This window comes from Cryobacterium sp. M91 (assembly GCF_002929615.1).
Taxonomy (GTDB): domain Bacteria; phylum Actinomycetota; class Actinomycetes; order Actinomycetales; family Microbacteriaceae; genus Cryobacterium; species Cryobacterium levicorallinum.
The window spans coordinates 29,789-53,898 of record NZ_PJJT01000072.1; the positions used below are offsets into that span (position 1 = coordinate 29,789).

Below are 24,110 nucleotides of genomic sequence, written 5' to 3' on the forward strand. Positions count from 1 at the left end.
ACTTACACTTATCGAACCTAACGCTGAAGAGGACTCGGGTATTCCGGTTTTTTTACGGCAGGTTTTCCCGGGCCGGCCTTCGCCTGCAGCGCGTGCTCGTACAGTTCACGCTTGCCAAGTCCGCTGGCCGCGGACACGTCGGCCGCAGCTTCTTTCAAGCGGATGCCGCCAGCCACCAAATCCAGCACCTCGGCCACGCCCATGGCCAGGTCCAGCACCCGCACTTCCGCACCGGCAACGACGACACAGATCTCGCCACGCACCCCCGCTGCCGCCCAATCGGCCAGTTCGCTTGCCGTGCCGCGCTTGACCTCCTCAAAAAATTTGGTCAGCTCGCGACAGACCACGACGCGGCGGTCAGGGCCGAGCGTTGCGGCGAGGTCGAGCAGCGAGTCCGCCAGGCGATTGGGCGATTCGAAGAAGACCATAGTGCGGCGTTCAGCGCTGAGATCGCGCAGCAGTTTGACCCGCTCGCCGTGTTTGCGCGGCAGGAACCCCTCGAACGTGAACCGGTCGGTCGGCAGCCCGGACACGGCGAGGGCGGTCAGCACGGCGGACGGGCCGGGCAGGGCGGTTACCTGCACGCCGGCGGCGACCGCGGCATCCACTAAATGAAAGCCGGGATCAGAGACGGTGGGCATGCCGGCGTCGCTGAGTACGAGAATGTCCGTGTCGCGAGCCAGTTCGACCAGTTCGGCGGCCTTGCCGCGTTCGTTGTGATCGTGCAGGGCAATGAGTCTGGGCCGATTCTCGATGCCGAGGGCCTTGAGCAGGTGAACGGTGACGCGGGTGTCTTCGGCCGCCACGATGGTGATGGTGCTCAGGGTCTCGATCAGGCGCCGGGAGGCGTCGCCGAGGTTTCCGATCGGGGTGGCAGCAAGAATGATCATGCTGCAATTCTCGCAGCACCAGCCGAGCATCCGTTCTTCGGTCCCTCTGTACGATGGTCACGTGCTCGCTACTAGTCGATGGGTTCGCTGGGGCGCTCCCCTCGCAGTGGTCCTCCTGGCCGCGGTGCTACGGCTGTGGAACCTCGGTGTGCCGCACGCGCTCGTCTTCGACGAGACGTTCTATGTCAAGGACGCCTGGAGCCTGTTCAATAACGGCTACGAGTCCACCTGGCCGGCAGACGCCAACGTTCAGTTCGAGGCGGGCCACACCGACATATTCACAACCGACCCGTCCTTTGTCGTGCATCCACCGCTCGGAAAATGGCTCATCGGGCTCGGCATGAATTTGCTCGGCCCCGGCAACCCGTGGGGCTGGCGGCTGGCGACGGTCGTGGTGGGGGTGCTCGCGGTCGTGCTCATCATGCTCGTGGCGCAGAAGCTGTTTCAGTCCCGCTTGCTCGCCCTGATCACCGGTTTTCTGCTCGCGATCGACGGTCACGCCATCGTCATGAGCCGCGTGGCGCTGCTCGACAACTTCGTGATGTTCTTCGCCTTGCTCGGTTTCGGGGCAATCTTGCTGGACCGCGAGTGGCACGCGACTCGACTGGCCAGCCGACTGGCCGGGCTCCGTGAGCAGGGCTGGGGTCCGGCGCTGTGGTGGCGGCCCTGGCTGCTCGCCGCCGGCCTCGCCTTCGGTCTGGCCAGCTCGGTGAAATGGTCCGGCGTCTATTTTCTCGCCGCGTTCGGCATCTACCTCGTCGTCGTGGATGCGCTGGCCCGGCGCCGTAATGGCGTGTCATTCTGGCTCAGCGCCGCCATCCTCAAACAGGCCCCGGTCACGTTTCTGCTGCTGGTTCCGATTGCCGTCATGACGTTCCTGGTTTCCTGGACCGGCTGGTTTGTCACGCGCGGTGGGTACTACCGCCAATGGGCCGATTCGACCGGGGCCGACGGGGCGGGGGCCGTCTGGACCGGTCCGCTCGCCTGGGTTCCGCATACCCTGCAGAGCTTCTGGCATTACCAGGCGGCTGCGTACACGTATCACGTGGGGCTCGCCACACCGCATCCGTACCAGGCAAACCCGTTGTCCTGGCTGTTCATGACCCGACCGACCAGCATGTACTACCGCGGTTCCAGCTCGGGTGAACTCGGCTGCCAGCTGCAGAGCTGCTCTGAGGCCATCACGTCGGTCGGTAACCCCCTCATCTGGTGGGCGGCGACGGCAGCGTTGTTCTACCTCGTCTACCGGCTGGCTCGGTATCGGGAATGGCGGGTCGGTTTCATATTGATGGGCATGGTCGCCGGCTACCTACCGTGGTTGATGTACCTCAACCGCACGGTTTTTCAGTTTTATACGATCGCCTTCGAACCGTATCTGCTGCTCGGACTCACCTTCGTCATTGGCCTGGTACTGAAGCAAATTCCCGACCAGGCGCGGCCCAAACGCAGGCATTCAGCACATTCGCAGGTACCGGAATACGATCCCCAACCTCAGCTTGGGGCTCTTCGGGCGGTCATCGTCGGCCTCGGCGTCGCCCTGCTGCTCACAGCGTTTTTCTTCCCGGTATGGACCGGAATGCAGACATCCTTCCTGTTTTGGCAACTGCATGTATGGATGCCAAGTTGGCGATAGAACGGTCGAATACATTCCATTTTTGGCATATAATGACTGGGAATGCTGTGTGAATAAAGCACGAATCGCGGTCGGACAACCGTAGACTGACGACTATCTGCACGACGAGTAATCGCTCACGTCCCGACTGAGAAGTCCCGATCCACTAAGGCCTCATGTCGGAAGCACTAGCCGCACCCTCGGTCCGTATCATCAGGACCCGCCCGGGTGGAGACACCAAGAACCCCACAACCGAATACTCCGCACTCCTGCACACCGTGCGCAATCTGGGCCTGCTCGGCCGGCGCACCGGTTTCTACTGGATGGTGTTCTCCATCCTCGTCGTCGCCACGGGCGGCGCTATTGCCGGTTTCGTTCTGCTCGGTGACACCTGGTATCAGCTGATCATCGCCGCAGCCCTCGGCCTCATCTTCACCCAGTTCGCTTTCTTGGCGCACGAAGCTTCACACCGTGCCGTGTTCACCTCCGGCAAAGCCAACGACCGAGCCGGTCGCATCCTGGCCAACCTGTTCGTCGGCATCAGCTACGCCTGGTGGATGACCAAGCACAGCCGGCACCACGCCAACCCGAACGTCATCGGCAAGGACCCCGACATCGAGCCCGACTTCATCGTGTTCCGCGAGGAAGACGCCAAGAAGGTTAGCCGCCTCGGCGCACTCGTCACCCGCAAGCAGGGCTACTTCTTCTTCCCGCTATTGATGTTCGAGGGCATCAACCTGCACATTCAGGGCTTCAAGACGGTCTTCGGCAAGCACAAGGTCGACCAGCGCTGGATCGAGATCACGATGCTCGTCACCCGCATCTCGCTCTACCTCGCCGTCATCTTCTTCTTTCTGCCGCTCGGCATGGCCTTCGCCTTCGTCGGCGTGCAGATGGCCGTGTTCGGCGTCTACATGGGTGCGTCCTTTGCCCCCAACCACAAGGGGATGCCGCAGCTTCCGGCCGAAAGCAAGGTCGACTTTCTGCGCCGCCAGGTGCTGACCAGCCGCAATATTCGCGGTGGTACCTTTATCGACACCTATATGGGCGGGCTCAATTACCAGATTGAGCACCACCTGTTTCCGAACATGGCCCGACCGCACCTGCGCAAGGCGCAGGAAATCGCCAAGGAATACTGCCAGTCGCACGGCGTGAAGTACACCGAGACCGGCGTCTTCGAAAGCTACGGCATCGTCATCGCTTACCTCAACAAGGTCGGCCTGGCCGCTCGTGACCCGTTCGACTGCCCGATGACCGCACGGTTCCGCACGCACTAGTTCCACACGCACTAGTTCCACACGCACTAGTTCCGCAGCACCGAAAACCTGAAGGCCGTCCCTCCGGAGGCGGCCTTCGTGCATCGCAGCTGGACCATTTCTGAGAATGTGTCAAATGGGTGCTGTTCGGTGTCAAATGGGTATTGTTTGGTGTCAGAGCTTGCTACTGGCCGCCGCCCTGCTCGCGCCGGTTGGTCTGGCCCTGGCCATTCCACAGTCGGCCCAGGCCATCGATGACGGAACCCTGGGCATCCGTCCCCCACTTGAGTCTGACTTCGTTCACATTGCTCTCGCGCCGAGGGCGCCTTCGCCCTGGCGGCGCAGGCAGACACGAGCGTGGGAGTGGGCGCCTGGGTCGCCCTCGATGCTGGGGAAATACCCGTTCCGGCCAACGCTTTCCGCTCCAACTTCGCCGGCGTTTATGGCAACACCGTCAACCCGTACATCGCGACCATCACCTTCACGATCGCCTAACGAACGGTTCGCCCCCAGCTAGTGAGCCCCCTTATTACCGCAAGGGAGGCTCAAGTAATTAACCCGCAACGCCGTCCTGGCCGGCCTCCGGGGGCTTCGACCCGAAACCTGCGATCCGAGTGACGTGCGCGCGGCCTGGTCCGGCCTCGACACCGGCGCGACCATCACGCTGCTCGGCGGGCACACGATCCCGATCCTCCAGAGTGATGTGCACTTCGAACCGCATACCCGGCTCCCCGGGCATCCGAACGCGCTGACCCTGTCCGCGTTTGGAGCCGATCCGTTTGGCACCGACGACTCGACGGCGCTGTTCGAGGAGACGTACTATTTCATCGGCGGCGGTTTTATTCGGCACGACGGCGACCAGATTCGCGTGGCCGCTCCTCAGCAGCCGATCCCCTTCGAGTCCAGTGCCGAATTGCTCGCGCTGTGCGACGCGCACAAGCTCAGCATCTGCGAGGTCGCGCGCCGCAACGAAGAAGCCATCCATGGCAGCGCCGCATTCGATGCCGGACTCGACGCCATCTGGGACGCCATGCACGTCTGTGTCGAAGCCGGCCTGGTCGCCGAGGGCACGCTGCCGGGCGGACTCAAGGTCAAGCGTCGGGCCGCAGCGGTACGTATGCGCTTAGAGGAATATGACCGCCTGCCCACACACGACCGGGACACCTCGACCGAGTGGCTGCACGCCTTCGCGCTCGCGGTCAACGAAGAGAATGCGGCCGGCGGCCGCGTGTCACCGCGCCGACCAACGGGGCGGCTGCCAGGTCGAGGTCGGAGCTGCGTGTGCCATGGCGTCCGGTGCGCTCTGTGCCGTGCTCGGCGGCACACCGCGCCAGGTCGAAAATACGGCCGAGATCGCGATGGAGCATCACCTTGGACTGACCTGATACCCGGTCGGCGGCCTGGTCCAGGTACCTTGCATCGAACGCAACGCCATCGCCTCGTCGACGGCCGTCTCGGCGGCCCGGCTGGCGCTCCACGGCGATGGGACACACCTGGTCTCCCTCGACACCGTGATCGAAACCATGCGCCAAACCGGACTCGACATGATGACGAAGTACAAGGAAACCAGCAAGGGTGGCCGCGCGGTCAACGTGATCGAGTGCTGATCTGATCCCCAAATGGGGGTAGTGATGCCTGTCCGACCGGACCGGTCTCCCCCTAAGCTAGCTGAACGCGTGGGTCGGCCGGGCCGCACCGTCTTTCTTTGAAGGGTTCCACCATTCGCACCGTTTTCGCACGTCGCCCCCCGGGCATCGCCGTCGCTGCCCTCCTGCTCGTTGCGCTGGTCGGCTGCGCCGGTGAACCAGCACCCGCGGTGACGGTGACCATCACGCCGAGCGTCGCACCGATGCCTTCGCCGACGCCCACCCCGACGCCCACGCCCACTCCGACACCCACGGAGGAAGCGGCATTGATTCCCAACCCGGAAGTACCCGATCTCGTGCCGAACGCGGAACCCGTGCCGCTGCCCCAGGGGCCGGCCGTCGACCTCGGCAGCACACCCGGCGCGCGCGGCACCACGATGTCCGATGGTGCCGGCGCGCTGCTCACCTACACGGTCATCGAAGGTGACGCATTCTTCGATATTGCCCAGCGATTCAATATCCCGGTGCAGCTATTGCTCACCATGAATCCCTCCGTGCCCGGACTCGGCGAGAACATCTACATCAAACAGAAAATCAACCTCGATTGGACCACGACGCTGTAGCTGTGTGTCTCTGAACGACCTGAACCGACTCCGATTCCGGCCGGTGTCGGCGGCCACCGCTAGCCTTGAATTATGACTTCACCCGTGCCATCCTCGCTCGTCGTGTCCAGCCCCATTGTGTCCACGCAATGGCTGGCCGACCATCTCGGTTCCGACAATCTGGTCATTCTCGACGCCACCGTGTTTGCCCTGGCACCCGTCACCCCCGATGGGCCGCGTTACCTCAGTGGGCGCGAGGACTACCTCACCAAGGGACACATCCCCGGTGCCGTGTTCGCCGACCTGTTCGACGTTTTCTCCGACCCGACCGGCGAATTCGACTTCTCGCGGCCGAACGCCGAACTGTTTGAAGCGGCCGCAGCATCCGTCGGCATTGACAATGAGACCACGGTGGTCGTCTACGACGCCGTCGTCGGTCAATGGGCGGCGCGCATCTGGTGGCTGTTCCGATCCTTCGGCTACGACAATGTCGCCGTGCTCGACGGCGGCCTGACCAAGTGGCACGCCGAAACGCGCCCGTACGCCACCGGCGCCGTACGCCCGCGGGTCGCCGGCGGCACGCACCCAAGATTCTCCGGCGGCTTTGTGGCAACGCCGCGGCCCGAGCTGTGGGTCGACAAGAGCTTTGTCGAGTCGATCGTCGCCGGCCACGCGGATGCCGCCCTCGTTTGCTCCATACCGCCGGCGGAGTTCGCCGGTACGGCCGGAACCCGCCCGCGCGCCGGGCACATTCCGGGCAGCATCAGCCTGCCAGCCGCGAAGCTCGTCGACCCCGTCACGAACGCGTTCCTCCGTGGTGACGCGCTCAAAGCGACCCTCGCGCCCACCGTGACCTCAAGCGCTCACCTCGTGACCTACTGCGGCGGCGGGATCGCCGCGGCGGCCAGCGCTCTCGCGCTCATCCGCGCCGGCAACGAGCACGTCTCGATCTATGACGGGTCGCTCAACGAATGGACGGCCGACGCGGCCGCGCCACTGAGCGGTCCAGGCGCGTAGCGGCGCAGCACGCCGACACCGCACGCGCACGCCCGATCTGGGTAGCCGCTATGCCCGTTACCGTAGCGGCTACCAGTCTCGGGCGTGGGCGCGGTCAAGACCCTGTGCGCGATTAAGGGCGCGGGCGCGGTTAAGGGCGCGGAGCCGCGCTACAGCCGGTTGACCCCGGTGACGCGCACGACGGCTTCGCCGAGCTCGTCAGAGTCGGCGAGGTTCACGCTCGCGCTGATTCCCCAGTCGTGGTCCCCGGCCGGGTCGTCGAGAATCTGGCGCACGATCCACTCTTCGGTGCCCTCCTCGATCATGAGCAGGTCGGAGCTGCGCGCGTTGCCGCCGGTGAGCAGCTCATTGTGCTCGGCGAAGTAGCCATCCATCGCCTCGGCCCAGACGTCACTGGAATAGCCGTGCTCGCGGTCCAGTTCGCCGAGCTGGTCGTAGTGCTCGAGTGCGGCCAACTGCACCCGGCGGAACAGTTCGTTCCGCACCAGAATGCGAAAGGCCCGCGTGTTGGTGGTGAGGCGGCGCGGCGGCGGCGGCAGAATCGCGTGCGATTCGGCGGCGTGCACGGCGAGATCGGGGTGCAGCAGTTCCTCCCACTCGTCGAGCAGGCTCGAGTCGACCTGGCGCACGAGCTCGCCGAGCCATTCGATCAGGTCGAGCAGGTCTTCGTTCTTAGCCTCGTCGGGAATGGTCTGTCGGGCCGCCCGGTAGGCGTCAGACAGGTAGCGCAGCACGACACCCTCGCTGCGGGCGAGCTTGTAGAACGCGATGAATTCCCCGAACGACATGGCCCGCTCATACATGTCGCGCACGACGGTCTTCGGTCGCAGCTCGAAGTCGGCGATCCATGGCTGGGAGGCCTTGTAGGTCTCGAAGGTGTAGTTCAGCAGCTCCTCGAGGGGCTTGGGGTAGGTGATCTCTTCGAGCAGCGCCATCCGCTCGTCGTATTCGATGCCTTCCCGCTTCATCGCATTCACAGCTTCACCGCGGGCGGCGAACTGCTGCCCCATGAGCACCGGCCGCGGGTCGTCCAGGGTAGATTCCAGAATCGAGATCATGTCGAGCGAGTAGGTGGGCGCTTCGGGGTCGAGCAGCTCGAACGCGGCCAGCGCGAACGGCGAGAGCGGCTGGTTGAGCGCAAAGTTGGCCTGCAGGTCGACGGTCAAACGGATGCTGCCGCTCGCGCTCTGCTCCACAATTCCGGCTTCGCGGAGGGTCTTGTAGATGCCCAGCGCGCGCCGGGCCAGCACCAGCTGTCGCCGCCACGGTTCGTGGTTGTCGAAGACCAGCGAGTACACGTGCGCGAAGGCGTCGCCGCCGCGCCCGATCACGTTGATCAGCATCGCCGCGGTCATCTGCATGCTCGACGACAGGGTCTCGGGTTCGGCGTCGACCAGTCGGCGAAAACTCGGTTCGCCCCAGGACACAAAGCCGTCGGGTGCCTTCTTGCGCACGATCTTGCGCTTCTTCTTCGGGTCGTCGCCGGCCTTTTCAATGGCCTTGAGGTTCTCGCTCTCGTGCTCCGGCGCCTGGATCACGACCGTGCCGGCGGTGTCGTAGCCGGCCCGCCCGGCCCGCCCGGCGATCTGATGGAACTCGCGCACGTTGACCTGGCGCATTTTCACACCGTCGTACTTGGTGAGCGCGGTGAACAGCACGGTGCGAATGGGCACGTTGATGCCGACGCCGAGGGTGTCGGTGCCGCAGATCACGCGCAGGTAGCCGCGCTGGGCGAGCTGCTCGACCAGCCGACGGTATTTGGGCAGCATGCCGGCGTGGTGCACGCCGATTCCCATGCGAATGAGCCGCGACAGGGTCTTGCCGAAACTCGTGGTGAACCGAAACTCGCCGATCAGTTCGGCGATCACATCACGCTGCTCGCGGGAGGCGACCTTGGCGCTCGCGAGGGCCTGGGCGCGTTCCAGGGCGGCCGCCTGAGAGAAATGCACGATATACACCGGGGCTTTGTCGGTGTGCAGCAGTTCTTCGACGGTTTCGTGCACGGGCGTCTGCTCGTAGTAGTAGCTGAGTGGGACCGGGCGTTCCACCCCGGTGACGACGGCCGTGTCCCGTCCGGTACGCCGGGACAGGTCGTCGCTGATGAACTTCACGTCACCGAGCGTGGCCGACATGAGAATGAATTGCACCCGCGGCAACAACAGCAGCGGCACCTGCCAGGCCCAGCCGCGCTCCGGGTCACCGTAGAAGTGGAATTCGTCCATCACGACGAGGTCGACTTCGGTGTCCTCACCGTTGCGCAGCGCGAGGTTGGCGAGGATCTCCGCCGTGCAGCAGATGATCGGAGCATCGGCGTTGACGCTCGAATCGCCGGTCATCATGCCGACGTTCTCCGCTCCGAAGGTCTCCACCAGGGAGAAGAACTTTTCGCTCACCAGGGCCTTGATCGGCGCGGTGTAGAAACTGCGCTTGCCGGCCGAGAGCGCGGCGAAGTGGGCCCCGACAGCCACGAGTGACTTGCCGGTTCCGGTCGGTGTGCTCAAAATGAGGTTGGCACCGGAGACGATTTCGATGACCGCTTCCTCCTGCGCCGGGTACAGGGTGAGGCCCTGCTCGGCCGCCCAGCTTTCGAACGCCTCGAAGAGAACATCGGGGTCGGTTTCGTTTTCGAGGCGTTCAAGCACAGACATAGTCCCTCAAGACTGCACTACCGCGCGCACAAGATGTGACGGATGTCTGACGAAACTGATCCTGCGCCCCCGCTGGGTGGTAATCACAGCAGCCCGTTCTAGGCTGGCGACATGGTCTACGTCACCCCGGACACCGCTGCTGTTGCCACGCCAAGTCGTGCCCGGTCACTCTGGCGCCCGGCGGCTGCCGGGCTCGCCGCGGCGCTGGCTGGCCTCGGGCTGGCCGAGCTGACTGCCGCGTGGATCGCCCCCGGCGCGAGCCCGGTACTCACGGTCGGCGCGCTCGTCATCGACATCGTTCCTGCCGGCGTCAAAGACCTGGTGATCGGCCTGTTCGGCACGGCCGACAAGATCGTGCTGATCGTCACCATCGTGCTCGTGCTGCTGGTACTCGCCGCCCTCGCCGGAATCCTGGAGAGCCGGCGCCCGCCGTTCGGCCGACTGCTCGTCGTACTCATCGGGGGGATCGCCCTGTTCGCGGCGCTGTCCCGCTCGAGCGCCTCTACCCTCGACGTGGTGCCCGCCGTCGCCGCCATGGGGGTCGCGGCGATCGCGCTGACCCTTCTCACGACCCGGTTGCCGCGGTCCGCGCCGGAACCGGCCGGCGCACCCCGCGACCTGAACCGCCCTGACCGTCGTCGGTTTCTCGTCTACACCGGCGTGACCGCCGGCATCGGGCTGCTCGCCCTGGCCGGCGGCCAGATCAGCGCCGCAGCGACCCGGGCAGCGGATGCCGCGCGCGCGCTGTTCACGCTGCCACCGGCATCCGTTCGACAAGCCGCCATACCGGCCGGGGCGAGCCTCGACGTGGCGGGAATCACCCCGCTGATCACCCCGAACGCCGACTTTTACCGCATCGATACCGCCCTCAGCGTGCCGCGCATCGACCCGCGCGACTGGCGGCTGAAGATCACCGGAATGGTCGAGAACGAGGTCGAGATCGACTTCGCCGAACTGCTCGCCCTGCCGCTCGAAGAGAGCACAACGACGCTCGCCTGCGTCTCCAACTATGTCGGCGGCGACCTGATCGGCAATGCCACTTGGCTCGGCTATCCGATTCGCGAGCTGCTAGCCCGGGCGAAACCGCAGACCGGGGCCGACATGGTGCTCTCCCGAAGCCAGGACGGTTTCACCGCCGGCACCCCGATCGAGGCGCTGACCGACGGGCGCAACGCCATTCTGGCGGTCGGCATGAACGGCGAACCGCTGCCGCTCGAACACGGCTACCCGGTGCGCATGGTGGTACCCGGCCTGTATGGCTACGTGTCAGCGACAAAGTGGGTGGTGGAACTCAAGCTCACGCGCTTCGCCGATGAGCAGGGTTACTGGACGCCGCGCGGTTGGTCCGCCCTCGGGCCGGTCAAAGTCTCCTCGCGCATCGACGTACCGCGCGCCGGAACGTCGGCTACGGCCGGGTCGGTCGTCATTGCCGGTGTCGCCTGGTCCCAGCACGTGGGCGTGAGCGCCGTCGCGGTGCAGATCGACGACGGCCCCTGGCAGGACGCTACGCTCGCCGACGCGATCTCAGTCGACACCTGGCGGCAGTGGGCGTACACCTGGACCAACGCCATCGCCGGCGACCACACCGTAAGGGTGCGGGCAACGGATGCCGCTGGCCTCGTTCAAACGTCGGCCACAGCCGACGTCGCCCCCGACGGCGCCACCGGACTGCACGAAATCTCGGTGTCTGTCTCGTAGTTCATTCGGAGTCAGTTGCCCTCATAGGCGGCGCGCAGCCAGCCGAGCAGCTCCGGGTCGACCTCGGCGAGACTCGTCACCGACAACGTGTGGGTGCATATCCCGCCGGCCAGCAGCAATCGGTCGGTGGGCGAGGCATCCGCCAGATTGACGCCCAACTGCAGGCGCTTGACGCTCGCCGCTGCGATCAGGGCGAATGGCCTGTGGCGCCGCAGCGAGACGCGTGGGGGCTGCGCCAGAACGCGGGAATTCGGGTAGCGGGGTGAGGCCGGGCGAGCACGGTGCGCGGGAGACGCGCCGAAACGCGGGAGTTCGGGCGTGGCCAGAACTCCCGCGCCACCCGTCGCGCGGGGGCTGCGCCGGAGTTGCGCCTACCGCGCACTGGCGCAAGTCCCGCGCCGCGTGACGCTCCCCGTTCGAGGACGACCGACTAGCCGTTGGCCCCGCTCGTGTTGATCACGCCGTTGACGCCGGCCGGGAAGAACCCGCCCGAACGCACCGGGGCCGCGTTGAGATACGTGATATTGAGCACCTGGGCGGCGCTGCGGCTGAAAGCCAGACCGTTGGCATCGGTCGGCACGAGGTTCGCCTTCGACGCGTTGCCAATGCCCTGGTCGAGGTCGGACGAACCATCGACGGCGTCGCGCACATCGGAGATCGCCTGGGCGGTCGTGTAGACCGACGGCAGGGCAATACCGAGCGCGTAGAGCGTGCTGCGAATGACACCGGCGTGGTATGCCTCGACCGCGAGCAGGCCAGCCGCCGCCTCCAGGAACGTCTTGTTCGAGATCAGGGGCGCTGCGCCCTTGTAGGCGGTCACTCCGACGTCTTCGAAAATGAAGGCACCGAACAGAAAGTTCGCCTCGTTGGCGTAGACGTCGAACTTTTGCCCCGGCTTGACCAGCCCGGCCGCCTGGGCGGCAGCAGTGAAGCTCGCATCGAGGTTGATCTTGGGGCGGGACACGGCGACGCTGCCGAGCGCTGACCGCAGGAAGGCCACGTGCGCCTTCTCGTCGGCGGCGATCTCGTCGGCGTACTTCTTGATAATGGCCGTCTTGAAGTGCACCATGCGACCGCCGGTCACCCCGCCGCGGGTTCCGGTTCCTGTGGTCAGGCCGTCGGGCAGCCCGCTGCCGGTCGTGGCGCGCAGGTAGAACTCAGCCTCGAGGTATTCAAGGTTGAGTGCGAAGTTCAAAATGGAGGCGTCGCTGGGCGCGGCTGCTGGTGCCACGGCAGCTTCCGCCGCGAGCGCCGGACCGCCGGTGGCGAGTACCGCCGCTCCCACGCCGAAGCCGGCCACACCGGCAGCCCGCAGAAAGTTGCGGCGGTCCGTGGAATTCTCTGCACTGCGGTTGATGGCATTCGTAATGAAACCCTGATCGAACATCCTTGTTCTCCTGACGTTGTATGAATGTGCCGAGCGTGTCTGAACAGACCTCGTCAACCTACCCGCGCAAAACAGATCGCCCCAACGGCTGGACACGGACGTAAGCAAACGATAAGGAGTACGTGCGCTTTAAGCGGATGCTGATCCACGATCAGAGCAGCAGCCCGTCCGCTCCGACGGGAGCCAGGCGCCGGGCGGCCCGGCGGTCGTGCAGCACGGTGATGCCGTAGGCGGCAAAGTAGAGCGCGACCATGGGCGCCGCGAGCAGGAACATCGATACGACGTCGGCGGCCGGCGTCGCGATGGCGGTGAACAGAATGATCACGAGGATGGCCACCCGCCAGGATTTGATGACCGAACGGGCGCTGATCACCCCGGCGAAGTTCAGCAGCACGATGAACACCGGCAGCACGAACGCGATGCCGATGGCGATCATGAGTTTGAGCACGAAATCAAAATAGTTCTGGGCGTTGATGAGCGCTGCGTCCTGCTGCGGCGCGAAACTCGTCATGAGCTCGACGACGTGCGGCAGCACGTACCAGCCAGCCGCACAGCCGATCAGAAATAGAGGAACGGCCGAGAAGAAGAATCCGAAGGTGTATTGCTTCTCGCGGCGGGTCAGCCCGGGGACCAGAAAGGCGAAGATCTGGTAGAGCCACATCGGGCTCGAGACGATCAACCCGACGTAGAACGAGATGCGCAGCTTCAGGTCGAACGCACTCGTAATGTCGGGGTAGTTGATCTGCGCGTTGCGGTTCTGCGCCCGAACGATGGCATAGATCGGCTCGCGCAGCCCGTCCCAGACGAATCCGGACAGCAGCCAGCCCGCAATCGCACCGACCAGGATCCCGGCAGCGGCGAGAAAGAGGCGCTTGCGCAATTCCAGCAGATGCTGCCCGAGCGACATTTTGCTCTTGTCGGGAGTGCTGCGAACCCCCTGAACCACCATCAGGCTTTCGGGTGTGGTGCGCCGCGCGAGTCTGTACTGGGGCTGCTGTGGGCGCTCGTGCTGCCGTCGGTGTCGTCGGCTGGCCGAGTTTCACTGTTGCGGTCCGGCGTGATCTCGCTCTTGAAGATCTTCATCGACTGGCCGAGGCTGCGGGCGAGCCCTGGCAGCTTCGGCGCGCCGAACAACAACAGGATCACAACGAGAATGATCAGAAAATGCCATCCGGTCAGGTTGGCCAGCATATGAATTCTCCTTCGAATCAAGTCGGTCGTGCAGCAGTGTATCCGCCGCAGCACCGACAAATCCGGGAAAAGCTCAGCATTTCCTGCGGCCGTAAGGTTTCTGCTAGCCGGTTATCGTCAGCTGGCTGACTCGGCCGTCGCCGCGGCGAAGCGCTCGAGAACATCCCCGATCCGCGCTTTGCAGCCGCCACATCCGGTACCGGCACGAGTGGCCGCACCGATGCCGGCGATGGTGGTGATGCCGGCTTCGGCAGAGTCGGCAATGGCGCCGACGGTGACGCCGTTGCACCAGCACACGGTCGCGTCCCGCGCGAACGCGCTGCCAGCCTCGGGCTCGTAGTCCGGTCCGTCGTAGCGCAGCAGGACAGAGCGGTCCGCCGGCAGCTCACTGCCGCGCTCGAACAGCAGGGTCAGCTCGGCGGCCGTGCGCGGCATCCCGATGCAGACGAAGCCGTCGAGAATGCCGTCCCGGGTGACCATTTTCACATAGCGTCCGTGCTCAGGGTCAGCCCACTGCGACACGTGCAGCGGAGCGGATGCAAACCCCGCAGCGTGGTCGTCGACTGAAAGGTCCCAGGGGTCAGCGGAGGTGTTGCCAACCGAGACGACGTCGATTCCCTCGGCTTTGAGCATGACGACGGCCGAAGCGGATGCCGCGAGCGCCGCCGTGTCGGGCCGGCCCAGCACCGCGGCGGTGAATCGTGCGGCGAGCCAGTCGGCCTGGCGCCAGCCCGGACCGATCAGGCCGCTCGGCCCGCCGGCCGGCGGCGCCGTCGAATCGCCGGCGCGGGGCGCGGCTGCCACGTGGGCACAGTCGCCGATCGCGTAGATGCGCGCATCGGTCCAGCTCTGCAGGTTCTCATCGACCAGGATCCCGGTCGAGACCGGCAAACCGGCCAGCTGGGCCAGTTCGGTGCGGGCGCCGACCCCGCAGGAGAGCAGCAGCAGGTCGCCATGAATCTGTTTGCCGTCGGCGCAGATCAGGGCGTCGAAGCGGTCGACGCCGTCGTCGTCCTGGTGAAACAGCAGGCTTTCGGCGCGGGAGTGGTTGACCATGGTGACGCCGGCCCGCCGGGCACTCCGGGCGAGCACGCTGCCGCCGCCCCGGTCGAGGTTGCGCGCCATCGGAATCTCTCCGTGGTAGACGACACAGGCCTCTCCCCCGGCGGCGGCAGCGGCGAGCGCGATCTCCATGCCGAGCACTCCGGCGCCGAGCACGACGATGCGTTTGCCGGCCGTCACTGCTGCGAGTACCCGCTCAGCGTCGTCCAGGTCACGCAGCACGGTAACCCCGCGCGGGAGCGGGGCCCCGCTTGTGTCGAGGGTGGCGGCATCCGTTGGAGGTATCTGGCGGTCTCGGCGCACCCGGGTGACGCCGTCGAGCGTGGGGATATTGGCGCGGGCGCCGGTCGCGAGCACGAGCCGATCGTAGGGCAGCAGGGTGCCATCGCTGAGGGACACCACCCGGCGGCTGCGCAAAATGGCCGTGACACCCACACCGCGGCGCAGGTGCACGCCGGCCTCCCGGGCGGCGAGCGTGTCGGTGATATCCAGGCTCTCCCGGTCGGCGTTTCCGACGGCATATTCGGCGATCAGCACCCGGTTGTAGGCGTCGGCGCTCTCGGCCCCGACCACGGTCAGGGTGGCCGCGCCCTGGCGCACGAGCGGTAGCAGCTCTTCAACGAAACGGGCACCGACCGGGCCGTAGCCGACCAGCACGATGCGCTCGGGTTGCTCAGACATGGGCGCCTGCTTCCACGAGTGCTTTCACTCGAACGGTCGTCTTCTTGAATTCGGGCATGCCGCTGATGGGATCGGTCTCGTCATCGGTCAGCAGGTTGGCGCGCTGGTCGCCGGCAAAGTGAAACGGTAGAAACACCGTGTCGAAGCGGATGTCGGTGCTCACCTGGGCGCGGCAGCGCACCGTTCCGCGGTCGCTGCTGACTTCGACCCAGGCCTCGTCCTCGATCCCGAGCTGCTCGGCGGTGGCCGGGTGCAGCTGCAGGCGGGCCTCCGGCCGCGCATCGGCCAGTTCTTTCACCCGCCGGGTCTGGGTTCCGCTCTGATAGTGCTCGAGCAGGCGACCGGTGATCAGAGTCAGGGTGCCGCCGACCTGGGCCGGCGCGCCGAGGCGCCGCGCCGTGACGGCGACGAAGTGCGCGCGGCCGTCGGGGTGGGCGAAGCGATCCAGAAAGAGCCGCGGCGTTCCGGTGGACCCGACCGGGTAGGGCCAGAAGGCCGGTTCCTCGGAGTCGAGCAGGGCATAGCTCAGGCCGGAGTAGTCGGCCAGCCCGCCCGCGGAGGCCTGGCAGAGTTCGTCGAACACGGCAGCCGCCTCGGCACTAAACGTTCCCGGGGAATTCAGCCGTCTGGCGAGTTCCTGCCAGATCCACAGTTCGCTGCGCACTCCCCCCGGAGCCTCGACGGCCTGGCGACGACGAATGACGCGGCCCTCGAGCGACGTCATGGTCCCCTCTTCCTCGGCCCACTGGGTCACCGGCAGCACCACGTCCGCCAGCACCGCGGTTTCGGAGAAGAAAAAGTCGGCCACGACCAGAAAATCGAGCGTTTTAAGAGCGGCCCGCACCCGGTCGGCGTTCGGCGCGGAGACGACGACGTTGGAGCCGTGTACCAGCAGACAGCGGATGCCGCCCGGCTCGCCGAGTGCGCTCAGCAGCTCGACCGCGGGCAGGCCCACACCGGGCAAGCTGTCGGGGTCGACGCCCCAGACCCCGGCGACGTGGGCCCGGGCGGCAGGGTCGGTGATCTTGCGGTAGCCCGGTAGCTGGTCGCACTTCTGCCCGTGCTCGCGACCGCCCTGCCCGTTGCCCTGGCCGGTGAGGGTGCCGTAACCGGAATGGCTCGTGCCGACGAGGCCGAGCACGAGGCTGAGGTTGATGGCCGCGGTCGCTGTGTCGGTGCCGTCGGCGTGCTGCTCAACGCCGCGCCCGGTGAGAATGTAGGTGCCACTGCCGGTCGCGGCTCCCCGGGCAGCGCCGGCGGCGAGGCGGCGGGCGAGTTCGCGCAGCTGCCAGACCGGAACGCCGGTCTGTTCCTGCACGCGGGTCGGCCACCACTGGCTCACGCTGCGGCGCACGGCGTCGAACCCGGTGGTGCGGGCTTCGAGGTAGTCCTGGTCGACGAGTTTCTCGGCGATGACGATGTGGGTCAGCCCGAGCAGCAGCACGAGGTCGCTGCCCGGGGTCGGCTGCACGTGCATGCCGGCGCCGTCCGCGGTGAGCCGGGCGGTCGCGGTACGCCGTGGGTCGACGACCACGAGGCCACCGGCGGCGCGGGCTCCGTCGAGGTGGCCAATGAACGGAGGCATGGTCTGTGCCACGTTGGAGCCGAGAATGAGGATGGTGTCGGCCGCATCGAGCTCGTCCACCCGAAACGGCAGCCCTCGGTCGAGGCCGAAGGCACGGTTGCCGGCCGCGGCGGCGCTCGACATGCAGAACCTGCCGTTGTAGTCAATGCGGCTGGAGCGAAGCGCCACCCGGGTGAATTTGCCGAGCTGGTAGGCCTTCTCGTTGGTCAGGCCGCCGCCGCCGAACACGCCGACCGCGTCGGCCCCGAACTCCGCACGGGTCTCGCGCAGCTTCGCGGCGACGAGGTCGAGCGCGTCGCTCCAGGCGGCCGGCTCGAAGGTTCCGTCGGCCTGGCGCAGCAGGGGTTCGAGAATCCGGTCCGGCGAGACGAGCAGTTCGGCCGAGGTCCAGCCTTTCTTGCACAGGCCGCCACGGTTGGTCGGAAAGTCCCGGCCCGCGACCGTTACCGCGGCGGCCAGCGAAGCGGAGCCGTCAGCATCCGCTTCTCTCGCTGTCGCAGCAGCGGAACTCAGTGTCATCGCGCACTGCAAAGCGCAGTACGGGCAGTGGGTGGCGGTCGCGGTCATAGGGTCCTAGATCTTCTGGCCGGCGACGGAGGAACCGCGGCGGAGATAGACGAACGCGGTGACGCACATCATCACAACATAGGCGATGGCGAAGGCGTAGATCGCGCTGGAATAGTCCCCGGTGGTGGTCTTGGAATAGCCGAGCACCTGCGGAATGATGAACCCGCCGTAGGCGCCGACCGCGGAGATGAGGCCGAGGGCCGCGGCCGTTTTACGCTGGGTGTTGACGTCGCCCGAGTTCTGGTGGGCGTCTTTCACACCGCTGCGGGCCGAGAACACGCTCGGAATCATGCGGTAGGTCGAGCCGTTGCCGATTCCGGTGGCGACGAAGATGAGCAGGAAACTGCCGAGGAAGGCCCAAAAGTTACCGAGCGGCAGCACCGCGACGACCACGAGAGCTCCGACGGCCATCACGCCGAAGGCGGCGACGGTGACGGATGCCCCGCCAAAGCGGTCGGCCAGGCGTCCGCCGGCCGGGCGGGCCAGCGAACCGACGAGAGCGCCGATGAAAGCGAGCGACAGGGAGGCGGATGCGACCTGGAAGGTGGAGTATGCCGGAAACTGGTCGGCGATGAGCTTGGGGAAGACGCTCGCGAAGCCGATAAATGAGCCGAAGGTGCCGATGTAGAGCACGGCGAGAATCCAGAAGTGCGGTTCCTTGACCGCGGCGATCGAACCGGCGAAGTCGGCCTTGGCGTTGGTGAGGTTGTCCATGTACTTCCAGGCGCCCCACATGGCGACGAGGATGAGGGGAATCCAGAACCAGCCGGCGAAGCTGATGTTCAGGGTGCCGACGGCACCGAGGGTGATCACGATCGGCACGATGAGCTGGGCCACCCCGGCGCCGAGGTTGCCGCCTGCGGCATTTAGGCCGAACGCGTAGCCCTTCTGGCTCTGCGGGTAGAAGTAGGTGATGTTCGACATCGAGCTGGCGAAATTGCCGCCACCGAAGCCGGCGAGCGCGGCGACAAACAGCATGACGCCGAACGGGGTGTCCGGATTGCCGACGCAGATTCCGAGGGCGATCGAGGGTATCAGCAGCAGGCCGGCCGAGATGATGGTCCAGTTGCGACCGCCGAACTTGGGCACCATGAACGTGTACGGAAAGCGCAGGGTCGCGCCGACGAGGCTCGGCATCGAGATGAGCCAGAACACCTCGGTGGTGGAGAAGGTGAAGCCGGCGGCCGGCAACGACACGACGACAATGCTCCACAGTTGCCAGACCACAAAGCCGAGGAACTCGGCAAAGATCGACCATTTGAGGTTGCGGGCGGCGATGAGCTTGCCGCCCTGTTCCCACTGCTTCTTGTTCTCCGGGTTCCAATTGTCGATCCACCGGCCCGGACGGTGCACGAGCACGGCGGTGTCTGTATCGATCACGTTCGGTGCTGATTCAACGGTGCTGGATGTCATCGAAGTCCCCTCGGGATGAAGCGGCAGGCAGCCCGAGCGGCTAGCCATGACTTCGACGTTAGCCAGCGCGTGTTTCCGGCAACCGTGGCACCGGTTACCTTTCGATCACGAGATGATCACACCAGCTCGGGGGACGTGATGGGGCGCTGTTACATGACGGACACAATACGGGCAACGGATGACGAGGGTGGCAGACTTAGTCAACCTGCGCTCCGCTGTTTGAAAGGCCACCTAATGACGATCACCGCTGCCGCCGACGGTTCTGCCCTCGGAAACCCCGGACCAGCCGGTTGGGCCTGGTACGTCGACGACTCCTCCTGGGCGGCTGGCGGCTGGAAGCACGCGACCAACAACCAGGGTGAGCTCAAGGCCGTGCTCGAACTGTTTCGGGCGACCGCACACATCGATGACGATCTGCTCGTGCTCTGCGACAGCCAGTACGTGATCAACTCCGTCACCAAGTGGATGAAGGGCTGGAAGGCGAAGGGCTGGCGCAAGGGCGACGGCAAACCGGTCATGAATCTGGATTTGCTCAAGGACATCGACGAGGCCATCGCCGGGCGTCGCTACCGGTTCGAGTGGGTCAAGGGGCACGTCGGGCATCCGCTCAACGAGGCCGCCGACGAGCGTGCGCGCGGGGCGGCCGAGGCGTTTCAGCGCGGCCGTCCGGCACCGGCCGGGCCGGGTTTTCGCGCGGGCGGAGCGGCGGCCGAGCCTGGTGTTAGCGGAGGGCGCGCTGCGACGGCTGCGGCATCCGTCGGTCAGCGCTCGCCGACGTTGACCGCGGACCGGATGACGGAGCAGGCTTCGGCCTACGCACACGATGAGCTGTTCTCTTTCGACGATCTCGGTCACGACATCGGCGAGAATTTTCGCGACCTGACCGACCCACACGGCACGAGCGCGGTGCGCAGCGCGGGCGAGTTGCACCGGGTGACCCTGTCGCTCAGCGCCGAGGAGCACCAGCGCCTGGTGCAGCGGGCCGCTGCCCGCAACGTGACCGTCGAGGAGTACCTACGCGGTCTGATCTAGGGCGTGAGACCATGGAACATGATCGTTTCACCCTTTAATCCCACGCAATTGCACGTTTTCGAGACCGCACTCGGCGAACGCCGCCTCGAACTGACCGAGAAGTCCCAGCGTCTCGCCGACACCTTCGCCGGCGTGCAAAGCTCCCGTAGCGACGGCTCGGCCGATGGCGCCCACGACGCTGAGGCTTCCTCGCTGCGCACCGAATGGTCACGCATGTCGGGATTTCAGGGCGAGGCCGTCGAAGAGCTCGCGGCCATCGACCGGGCCCTGCAGCGCATCGTCGATGGCAGCTACGGTTGGTGCGTGCGCGGCGGCGAGATTATCCCCGAGGGCCGGCTGCAGATCAAGCCCGCCGCCGACCTCTGCATCGCCTGCGCCGAGACGGCCGCGCAGCGACGACGCTAGCTGCACCCACTTTCACGCTACGCGGGAGTTGTGCAGCAGCAGATGCCGCGTCAACGCACGCCGATCAGCGAGCGCAGCCCGAACTCGGAGACGATCGGGATGCCGTAGTCGCGGGCCTTGCCGGTCTTTCCGGTGAACGACTCCGGGTTGGCGGCGACCAACAGCCGGGTGCGCATCGTGACCGCCGTGCCCAGAGACAGTCCGCGGGCAACCAATTCTTTGCCCCAGTCGGCGCGGGCGCGGGCCATGTCACCGGTCAACACGACGATATCGCCGCGTTCCAGCAGTACTTCGTCGATGGAGGTAACCGGTTGACGCGGCGCCAAGGCGGGCGCCGCCAGCGCGGTCGCGACGACCTCGGGGGCAACATCGAGCATGCGGGCGACGGCGATCAGCTCGGCCGAATCGGCAATGCTCAGCGCGCCGCTCGACCACGCGACGCGCACGAGGTCTTCGAAGTAGCCGCGGTGCAGGGCGGTGCAGTCGGTCGGGCTGATCCCACTGACTTCCGCCTGTATGCGCAACTCACGCGTGTCACGAGGCAGAAGCACGCGATCGAGCAGACACAGATCGAGCAGGGCGAGATAGTCGAGGTGCTCCTCCGGGCCGGTGTAGTCGGGCAGCTTCACGGTCACCCGGGCGAGAAAACTCGGCGTCGCCAGGACAACCGTGGGTGTCGGGTCGCGGTGCACCCAGGCCGGCGCAGTGCCGACCGGCGCAGTGCCCGTGGTTGCGCGCGGGAGGGCCGGCCAGACATTCAGCTCGGCCCGGTCGAGGGCGTCGGTCCACGGGGCAGCGCTCGGCGAACCGTGCAGATAGGCCGCCAGCAGGCTCGCACCGGCGACGGCCTGCACGAGTGCTCCAGGGCCGGGCTCGATCTCAATGTCGTAGGCCGCGCAGCAATCCACCAGCAGTCGTCCGGCACCCGGCAGGTAGCTGCGGGCCAGTTGCATGGTGCAGACAGCTTCGAGTCCGCGACCGGGGGCGTAGCCGATCTGGTCGAACTCGCTCATCAGAAAGCCGGTGACGAACTGGGCATTGTGGGTGACCAGCACGCGTCCGCTGAGCAGATCGACCAGGCGCGGAGCGATCTGGGCAAACGTCGGTGCGCGCAGCAGCTCGGCCGTGCTGACGCCATGGTTCGTCGCGCCCCCCACGTTGCTTTCCGGGTTGACGACAGTCTCCCACCGCGCAGTAATGTGACCACCCTCGTCGAGGTGCACCACGGCGACCTCGACGACCCGGTCCCGTTGGTACGGGAACAGTCCAGTGGTTTTCAAACTTATAACGGCGTATCCACGTTCGGGCATGGTCACACTCCACAATCTTGTGTTGTGAAGTTATCGACAAACCGCCGGCTGTGCGAATTCCCCTTCGGGGGCTTGACGCGTCGCCTGAACCACTGATTTATGCGCAGTGGGTCTCGTCGTGTGGCCAAAAACTGCTCACGCGTTGGGTCTAACCCAGTACGGCCGAGGCTGAACGCTGCAGGCGCGAGCGGACGCTGCTCACGCGTCCGGCAGGCCAGGCGTGCAAACAGCTTTCGGGCACAATCACAAATTTGCAGCCACGACAGCGGTCTGGGCGAAGGCGCCCGGGCTAGCGTGCCGGGGCGGCGGCGGCCGCCTTCTTCGCCGAGTTCTTCGGCGGCAGCAGGGTATCGGCCTCTTCGAGGGACATACCGTTCGTCTCGGGAACCTTGCGCAGCACGAACCAGAACGACAACCCGGCGAACAGGGCGTAGAGGCCGTAGGTGATCGGCAGTGAGGCATCCGCCATCGGGGGGAAGCTGACTGTGATAAGGAAGTTCGCGATCCACTGGGCCGCCGCGGCGAGCCCGAGTGCCTTGGCCCGAATCGAGTTCGGGAACATCTCCCCGAGCAACACCCAGACCACGGGACCCCAGGACGCGCCGAACGAGATCACGAACAGGTTGGCCGCAACGAGCGCGATCGGCGCCCACGCCCCCGGCAGGCTCAACTCGCCACCCACCGTCACCGACTGGCTGAACGCGATAGCCATGGTGGCGAGCGACACCGTCATGCCGATGGAACCGGTGAGCAGAATCGGTCGCCGTCCGATCCGGTCGACCAGGGCGATCGCGACCAGGGTGACCAGGATATTGGTCACCGAGGTGATCACCGAGATGGTCAGCGAGTTGGATTCTTCGAACCCGACGGCCTCCCAGAGGGTGGTCGAATAGTAGAAAATCACGTTGATGCCGACGAACTGCTGGAACACCGACAGTATGATACCGACCCAGACGATCGGCTTCAGCCCGAAGGTACCCCCCCGCAGCGAGCCCGATTTCTGGGATCGCGCGTCGACCTCGATCGACCGTCGCATGTCGCGAATCTCGCGATCGACGTCGCCGCTCGGCCAGAGCCGGGTGAAGACGGCGCGGGCATCCGCTTCTTTATCTTTCAGAATGAGAAAACGCGGGGATTCCGGCAGGATGAACGCGATTCCGCCGTAGACGATGGCCGGAACCGCGCCGGCCAGGAACATCCAGCGCCAGGCTTCGAGGCCGAACCAGAACTCGCTGCCGGCGCCGCCGGCGCTCTCGGCGAACAGGGCATCGGAGAGCAGCGCGGTGAAGATTCCGAGGGTGATCGCGAGCTGCTGCAGCGAGCCGAGGCGCCCACGCATCTGACGCGGCGAAATCTCGGCGATATAGGCCGGTGCGACAACGGATGCGAGACCAATACCGAGTCCGCCGACCACCCGCCAGATGATCAGGTCGACGACGCCGAAGGCGAAGCCGGAGCCGATCGAGCTGACCAGGAACACCACGCCGCCGACCACCATCATGGGGATGCGGCCGTAACGGTCGGCGAAGCGCCCGCCGAAGAACGCTCCGGCCGCGGCGCCGAGCAGCGCGCAGGCCACGGCGAACCCGGTCAGGGTGGCGTTCAGCCCGAATTCCTGCTGGACCGCGTTGACGGCCCCGTTGATGACCGAGGAGTCGAAGCCGAACAGAAACCCGCCGAGGGCACCGGCGATGGCCAGCGCGATGACCTTTCGGTTCGTGCTCGGAATGCCGCGGTCGGTCGTGGATGTCGTGCTGTCGGTCAAGTGCCGCCCCCTGAGTCAGGTGACCCGCGCTGTACGCGCGCGTCTGGTGCATCGATTGTGCAACCTGACCAGCCTACTTCGGGTGCCACTCGTTTCTGAAGTCCTGCCCTCAGCCTTCGCCGATGTCCGCGTTCCTCTGGTCGAGCTGGTCGAGACCGCGGTGCGCAGCAAACGATCCAGTTTTGACAGCGCGCCCATTTCCATTGGTCGCGCTTGTCGGGACCGCCATCGACCAGCGCAGACTGTTTGTGAAAACCGGCCATGGGGCCTGTCGAAGCGAGCGAGACTGTCACAGACCCATCCGACCCGGTAGCGGCGTCGCGCCCAGCGCGGTGGCGCTCACTTTTCCCAGTGGGGTTTCTCGGCTGGGGTGGCGGCGCGGTTTTGGCCGGCGGGGCGCCAG

19 protein-coding genes and 1 pseudogene are annotated in these 24,110 nt (G+C 65.9%); 9 read left to right on the plus strand and 11 right to left on the minus strand.

The window, feature by feature from the left end:
• Nucleotides 1–17: 17 nt before the first annotated feature.
• Nucleotides 18–890 carry a 16S rRNA (cytidine(1402)-2'-O)-methyltransferase gene (gene rsmI / locus CXY80_RS03850; protein WP_104131668.1) on the minus strand — a complete coding sequence of 291 codons (873 nt, stop codon included), beginning with the start codon at nt 888–890 and terminating at the stop codon, nt 18–20.
• Between rsmI and CXY80_RS03855 the strand changes: the two genes are divergently transcribed.
• The 6 genes and pseudogenes from CXY80_RS03855 (at nt 889) to CXY80_RS03875 (ending at nt 6,963) form a co-directional block, all read left to right on the plus strand.
• Nucleotides 889–2,523: a dolichyl-phosphate-mannose--protein mannosyltransferase gene (locus CXY80_RS03855; protein ID WP_233194929.1), complete on the plus strand. Its 1,635-nt coding sequence runs from the start codon at nt 889–891 to the stop codon at nt 2,521–2,523. The genes rsmI and CXY80_RS03855 overlap by 2 nt on opposite strands.
• Before the next feature lie 155 nt (nt 2,524–2,678).
• The gene (locus CXY80_RS03860) at nt 2,679–3,779 is read left to right on the plus strand and encodes an acyl-CoA desaturase (protein WP_092451590.1); all 1,101 of its coding nucleotides are present in this window, start codon (nt 2,679–2,681) and stop codon (nt 3,777–3,779) included.
• A 336-nt stretch (nt 3,780–4,115) separates the two neighbouring features.
• Nucleotides 4,116–4,253 carry a hypothetical protein gene (locus CXY80_RS20010; protein ID WP_233194930.1) on the plus strand — a complete coding sequence of 46 codons (138 nt, stop codon included), beginning with the start codon at nt 4,116–4,118 and terminating at the stop codon, nt 4,251–4,253.
• Nucleotides 4,254–4,314: 61 nt separating this feature from the next.
• Nucleotides 4,315–5,365: pseudogene (locus CXY80_RS03865) on the plus strand (L-serine ammonia-lyase, iron-sulfur-dependent, subunit alpha); the annotation flags it as partial.
• 98 nt (nt 5,366–5,463) lie between these two features.
• The gene (locus tag CXY80_RS03870) at nt 5,464–5,967 is read left to right on the plus strand and encodes a LysM domain-containing protein (RefSeq protein WP_158251559.1); all 504 of its coding nucleotides are present in this window, start codon (nt 5,464–5,466) and stop codon (nt 5,965–5,967) included.
• A gap of 72 nt (nt 5,968–6,039) precedes the next feature.
• Complete coding sequence (locus CXY80_RS03875) at nt 6,040–6,963, plus strand: sulfurtransferase (protein WP_104131670.1); 924 nt, start codon at nt 6,040–6,042, stop codon at nt 6,961–6,963.
• Between the two features lie 149 nt (nt 6,964–7,112).
• On the opposite strand, the gene CXY80_RS03880 is transcribed toward CXY80_RS03875, so the two are convergent.
• Nucleotides 7,113–9,611 (minus strand): RNA helicase, encoded by a 2,499-nt coding sequence (locus tag CXY80_RS03880; RefSeq protein ID WP_104131671.1) that lies wholly within the window; start codon nt 9,609–9,611, stop codon nt 7,113–7,115.
• A 111-nt stretch (nt 9,612–9,722) separates the two neighbouring features.
• On the opposite strand from CXY80_RS03880, the gene CXY80_RS03885 reads away from it, so the two are divergent.
• A complete protein-coding gene (locus CXY80_RS03885) occupies nt 9,723–11,309 on the plus strand; it encodes a molybdopterin-dependent oxidoreductase (RefSeq protein ID WP_104131672.1) in 1,587 nt (528 codons plus the stop codon).
• A gap of 11 nt (nt 11,310–11,320) precedes the next feature.
• Here the strand turns inward: CXY80_RS03885 and CXY80_RS20670 are convergent, their stop codons facing one another.
• The 7 genes from CXY80_RS20670 to CXY80_RS03915 form a co-directional block, all read right to left on the minus strand.
• On the minus strand, nt 11,321–11,635 hold the full coding sequence (locus tag CXY80_RS20670) for a DUF5655 domain-containing protein (RefSeq protein ID WP_369828615.1): 315 nt from the start codon (nt 11,633–11,635) through the stop codon (nt 11,321–11,323).
• Between the two features lie 104 nt (nt 11,636–11,739).
• A complete protein-coding gene (locus CXY80_RS03890; RefSeq protein ID WP_092451571.1) occupies nt 11,740–12,696 on the minus strand; it encodes a ferritin-like domain-containing protein in 957 nt (318 codons plus the stop codon).
• Between the two features lie 151 nt (nt 12,697–12,847).
• Nucleotides 12,848–13,603: a twin-arginine translocase subunit TatC gene (gene tatC / locus CXY80_RS03895; RefSeq protein ID WP_104131685.1), complete on the minus strand. Its 756-nt coding sequence runs from the start codon at nt 13,601–13,603 to the stop codon at nt 12,848–12,850.
• A 41-nt stretch (nt 13,604–13,644) separates the two neighbouring features.
• A complete protein-coding gene (gene tatA / locus CXY80_RS03900) occupies nt 13,645–13,887 on the minus strand; it encodes a twin-arginine translocase TatA/TatE family subunit (RefSeq protein ID WP_104131673.1) in 243 nt (80 codons plus the stop codon).
• A gap of 117 nt (nt 13,888–14,004) precedes the next feature.
• The gene (locus CXY80_RS03905) at nt 14,005–15,630 is read right to left on the minus strand and encodes an FAD-dependent oxidoreductase (RefSeq protein WP_104131674.1); all 1,626 of its coding nucleotides are present in this window, start codon (nt 15,628–15,630) and stop codon (nt 14,005–14,007) included.
• Nucleotides 15,623–17,782 carry a molybdopterin oxidoreductase family protein gene (locus CXY80_RS03910; protein ID WP_104131675.1) on the minus strand — a complete coding sequence of 720 codons (2,160 nt, stop codon included), beginning with the start codon at nt 17,780–17,782 and terminating at the stop codon, nt 15,623–15,625. The genes CXY80_RS03905 and CXY80_RS03910 overlap by 8 nt, the downstream gene beginning before the upstream one ends.
• 6 nt (nt 17,783–17,788) lie before the next feature.
• Nucleotides 17,789–19,195 carry an MFS transporter gene (locus CXY80_RS03915; protein ID WP_104131676.1) on the minus strand — a complete coding sequence of 469 codons (1,407 nt, stop codon included), beginning with the start codon at nt 19,193–19,195 and terminating at the stop codon, nt 17,789–17,791.
• A 234-nt stretch (nt 19,196–19,429) separates the two neighbouring features.
• On the opposite strand from CXY80_RS03915, the gene CXY80_RS03920 reads away from it, so the two are divergent.
• Nucleotides 19,430–20,227 carry an RNase H family protein gene (locus tag CXY80_RS03920; protein ID WP_104131677.1) on the plus strand — a complete coding sequence of 266 codons (798 nt, stop codon included), beginning with the start codon at nt 19,430–19,432 and terminating at the stop codon, nt 20,225–20,227.
• 18 nt (nt 20,228–20,245) lie between these two features.
• Complete coding sequence (locus CXY80_RS03925) at nt 20,246–20,632, plus strand: TraR/DksA family transcriptional regulator (protein WP_104131678.1); 387 nt, start codon at nt 20,246–20,248, stop codon at nt 20,630–20,632.
• Nucleotides 20,633–20,682: 50 nt separating this feature from the next.
• Here CXY80_RS03925 and CXY80_RS03930 read toward each other — a convergent pair whose 3' ends face one another.
• Entirely contained in the window at nt 20,683–21,942 is a 1,260-nt protein-coding gene (locus tag CXY80_RS03930) for an exonuclease domain-containing protein (protein WP_104131679.1), read from the minus strand.
• A 289-nt stretch (nt 21,943–22,231) separates the two neighbouring features.
• Nucleotides 22,232–23,707, minus strand: a complete 1,476-nt coding sequence (locus CXY80_RS03935) for a sugar porter family MFS transporter (protein WP_104131680.1) — start codon at nt 23,705–23,707, stop codon at nt 22,232–22,234.
• Nucleotides 23,708–24,110: the final 403 nt, after the last annotated feature.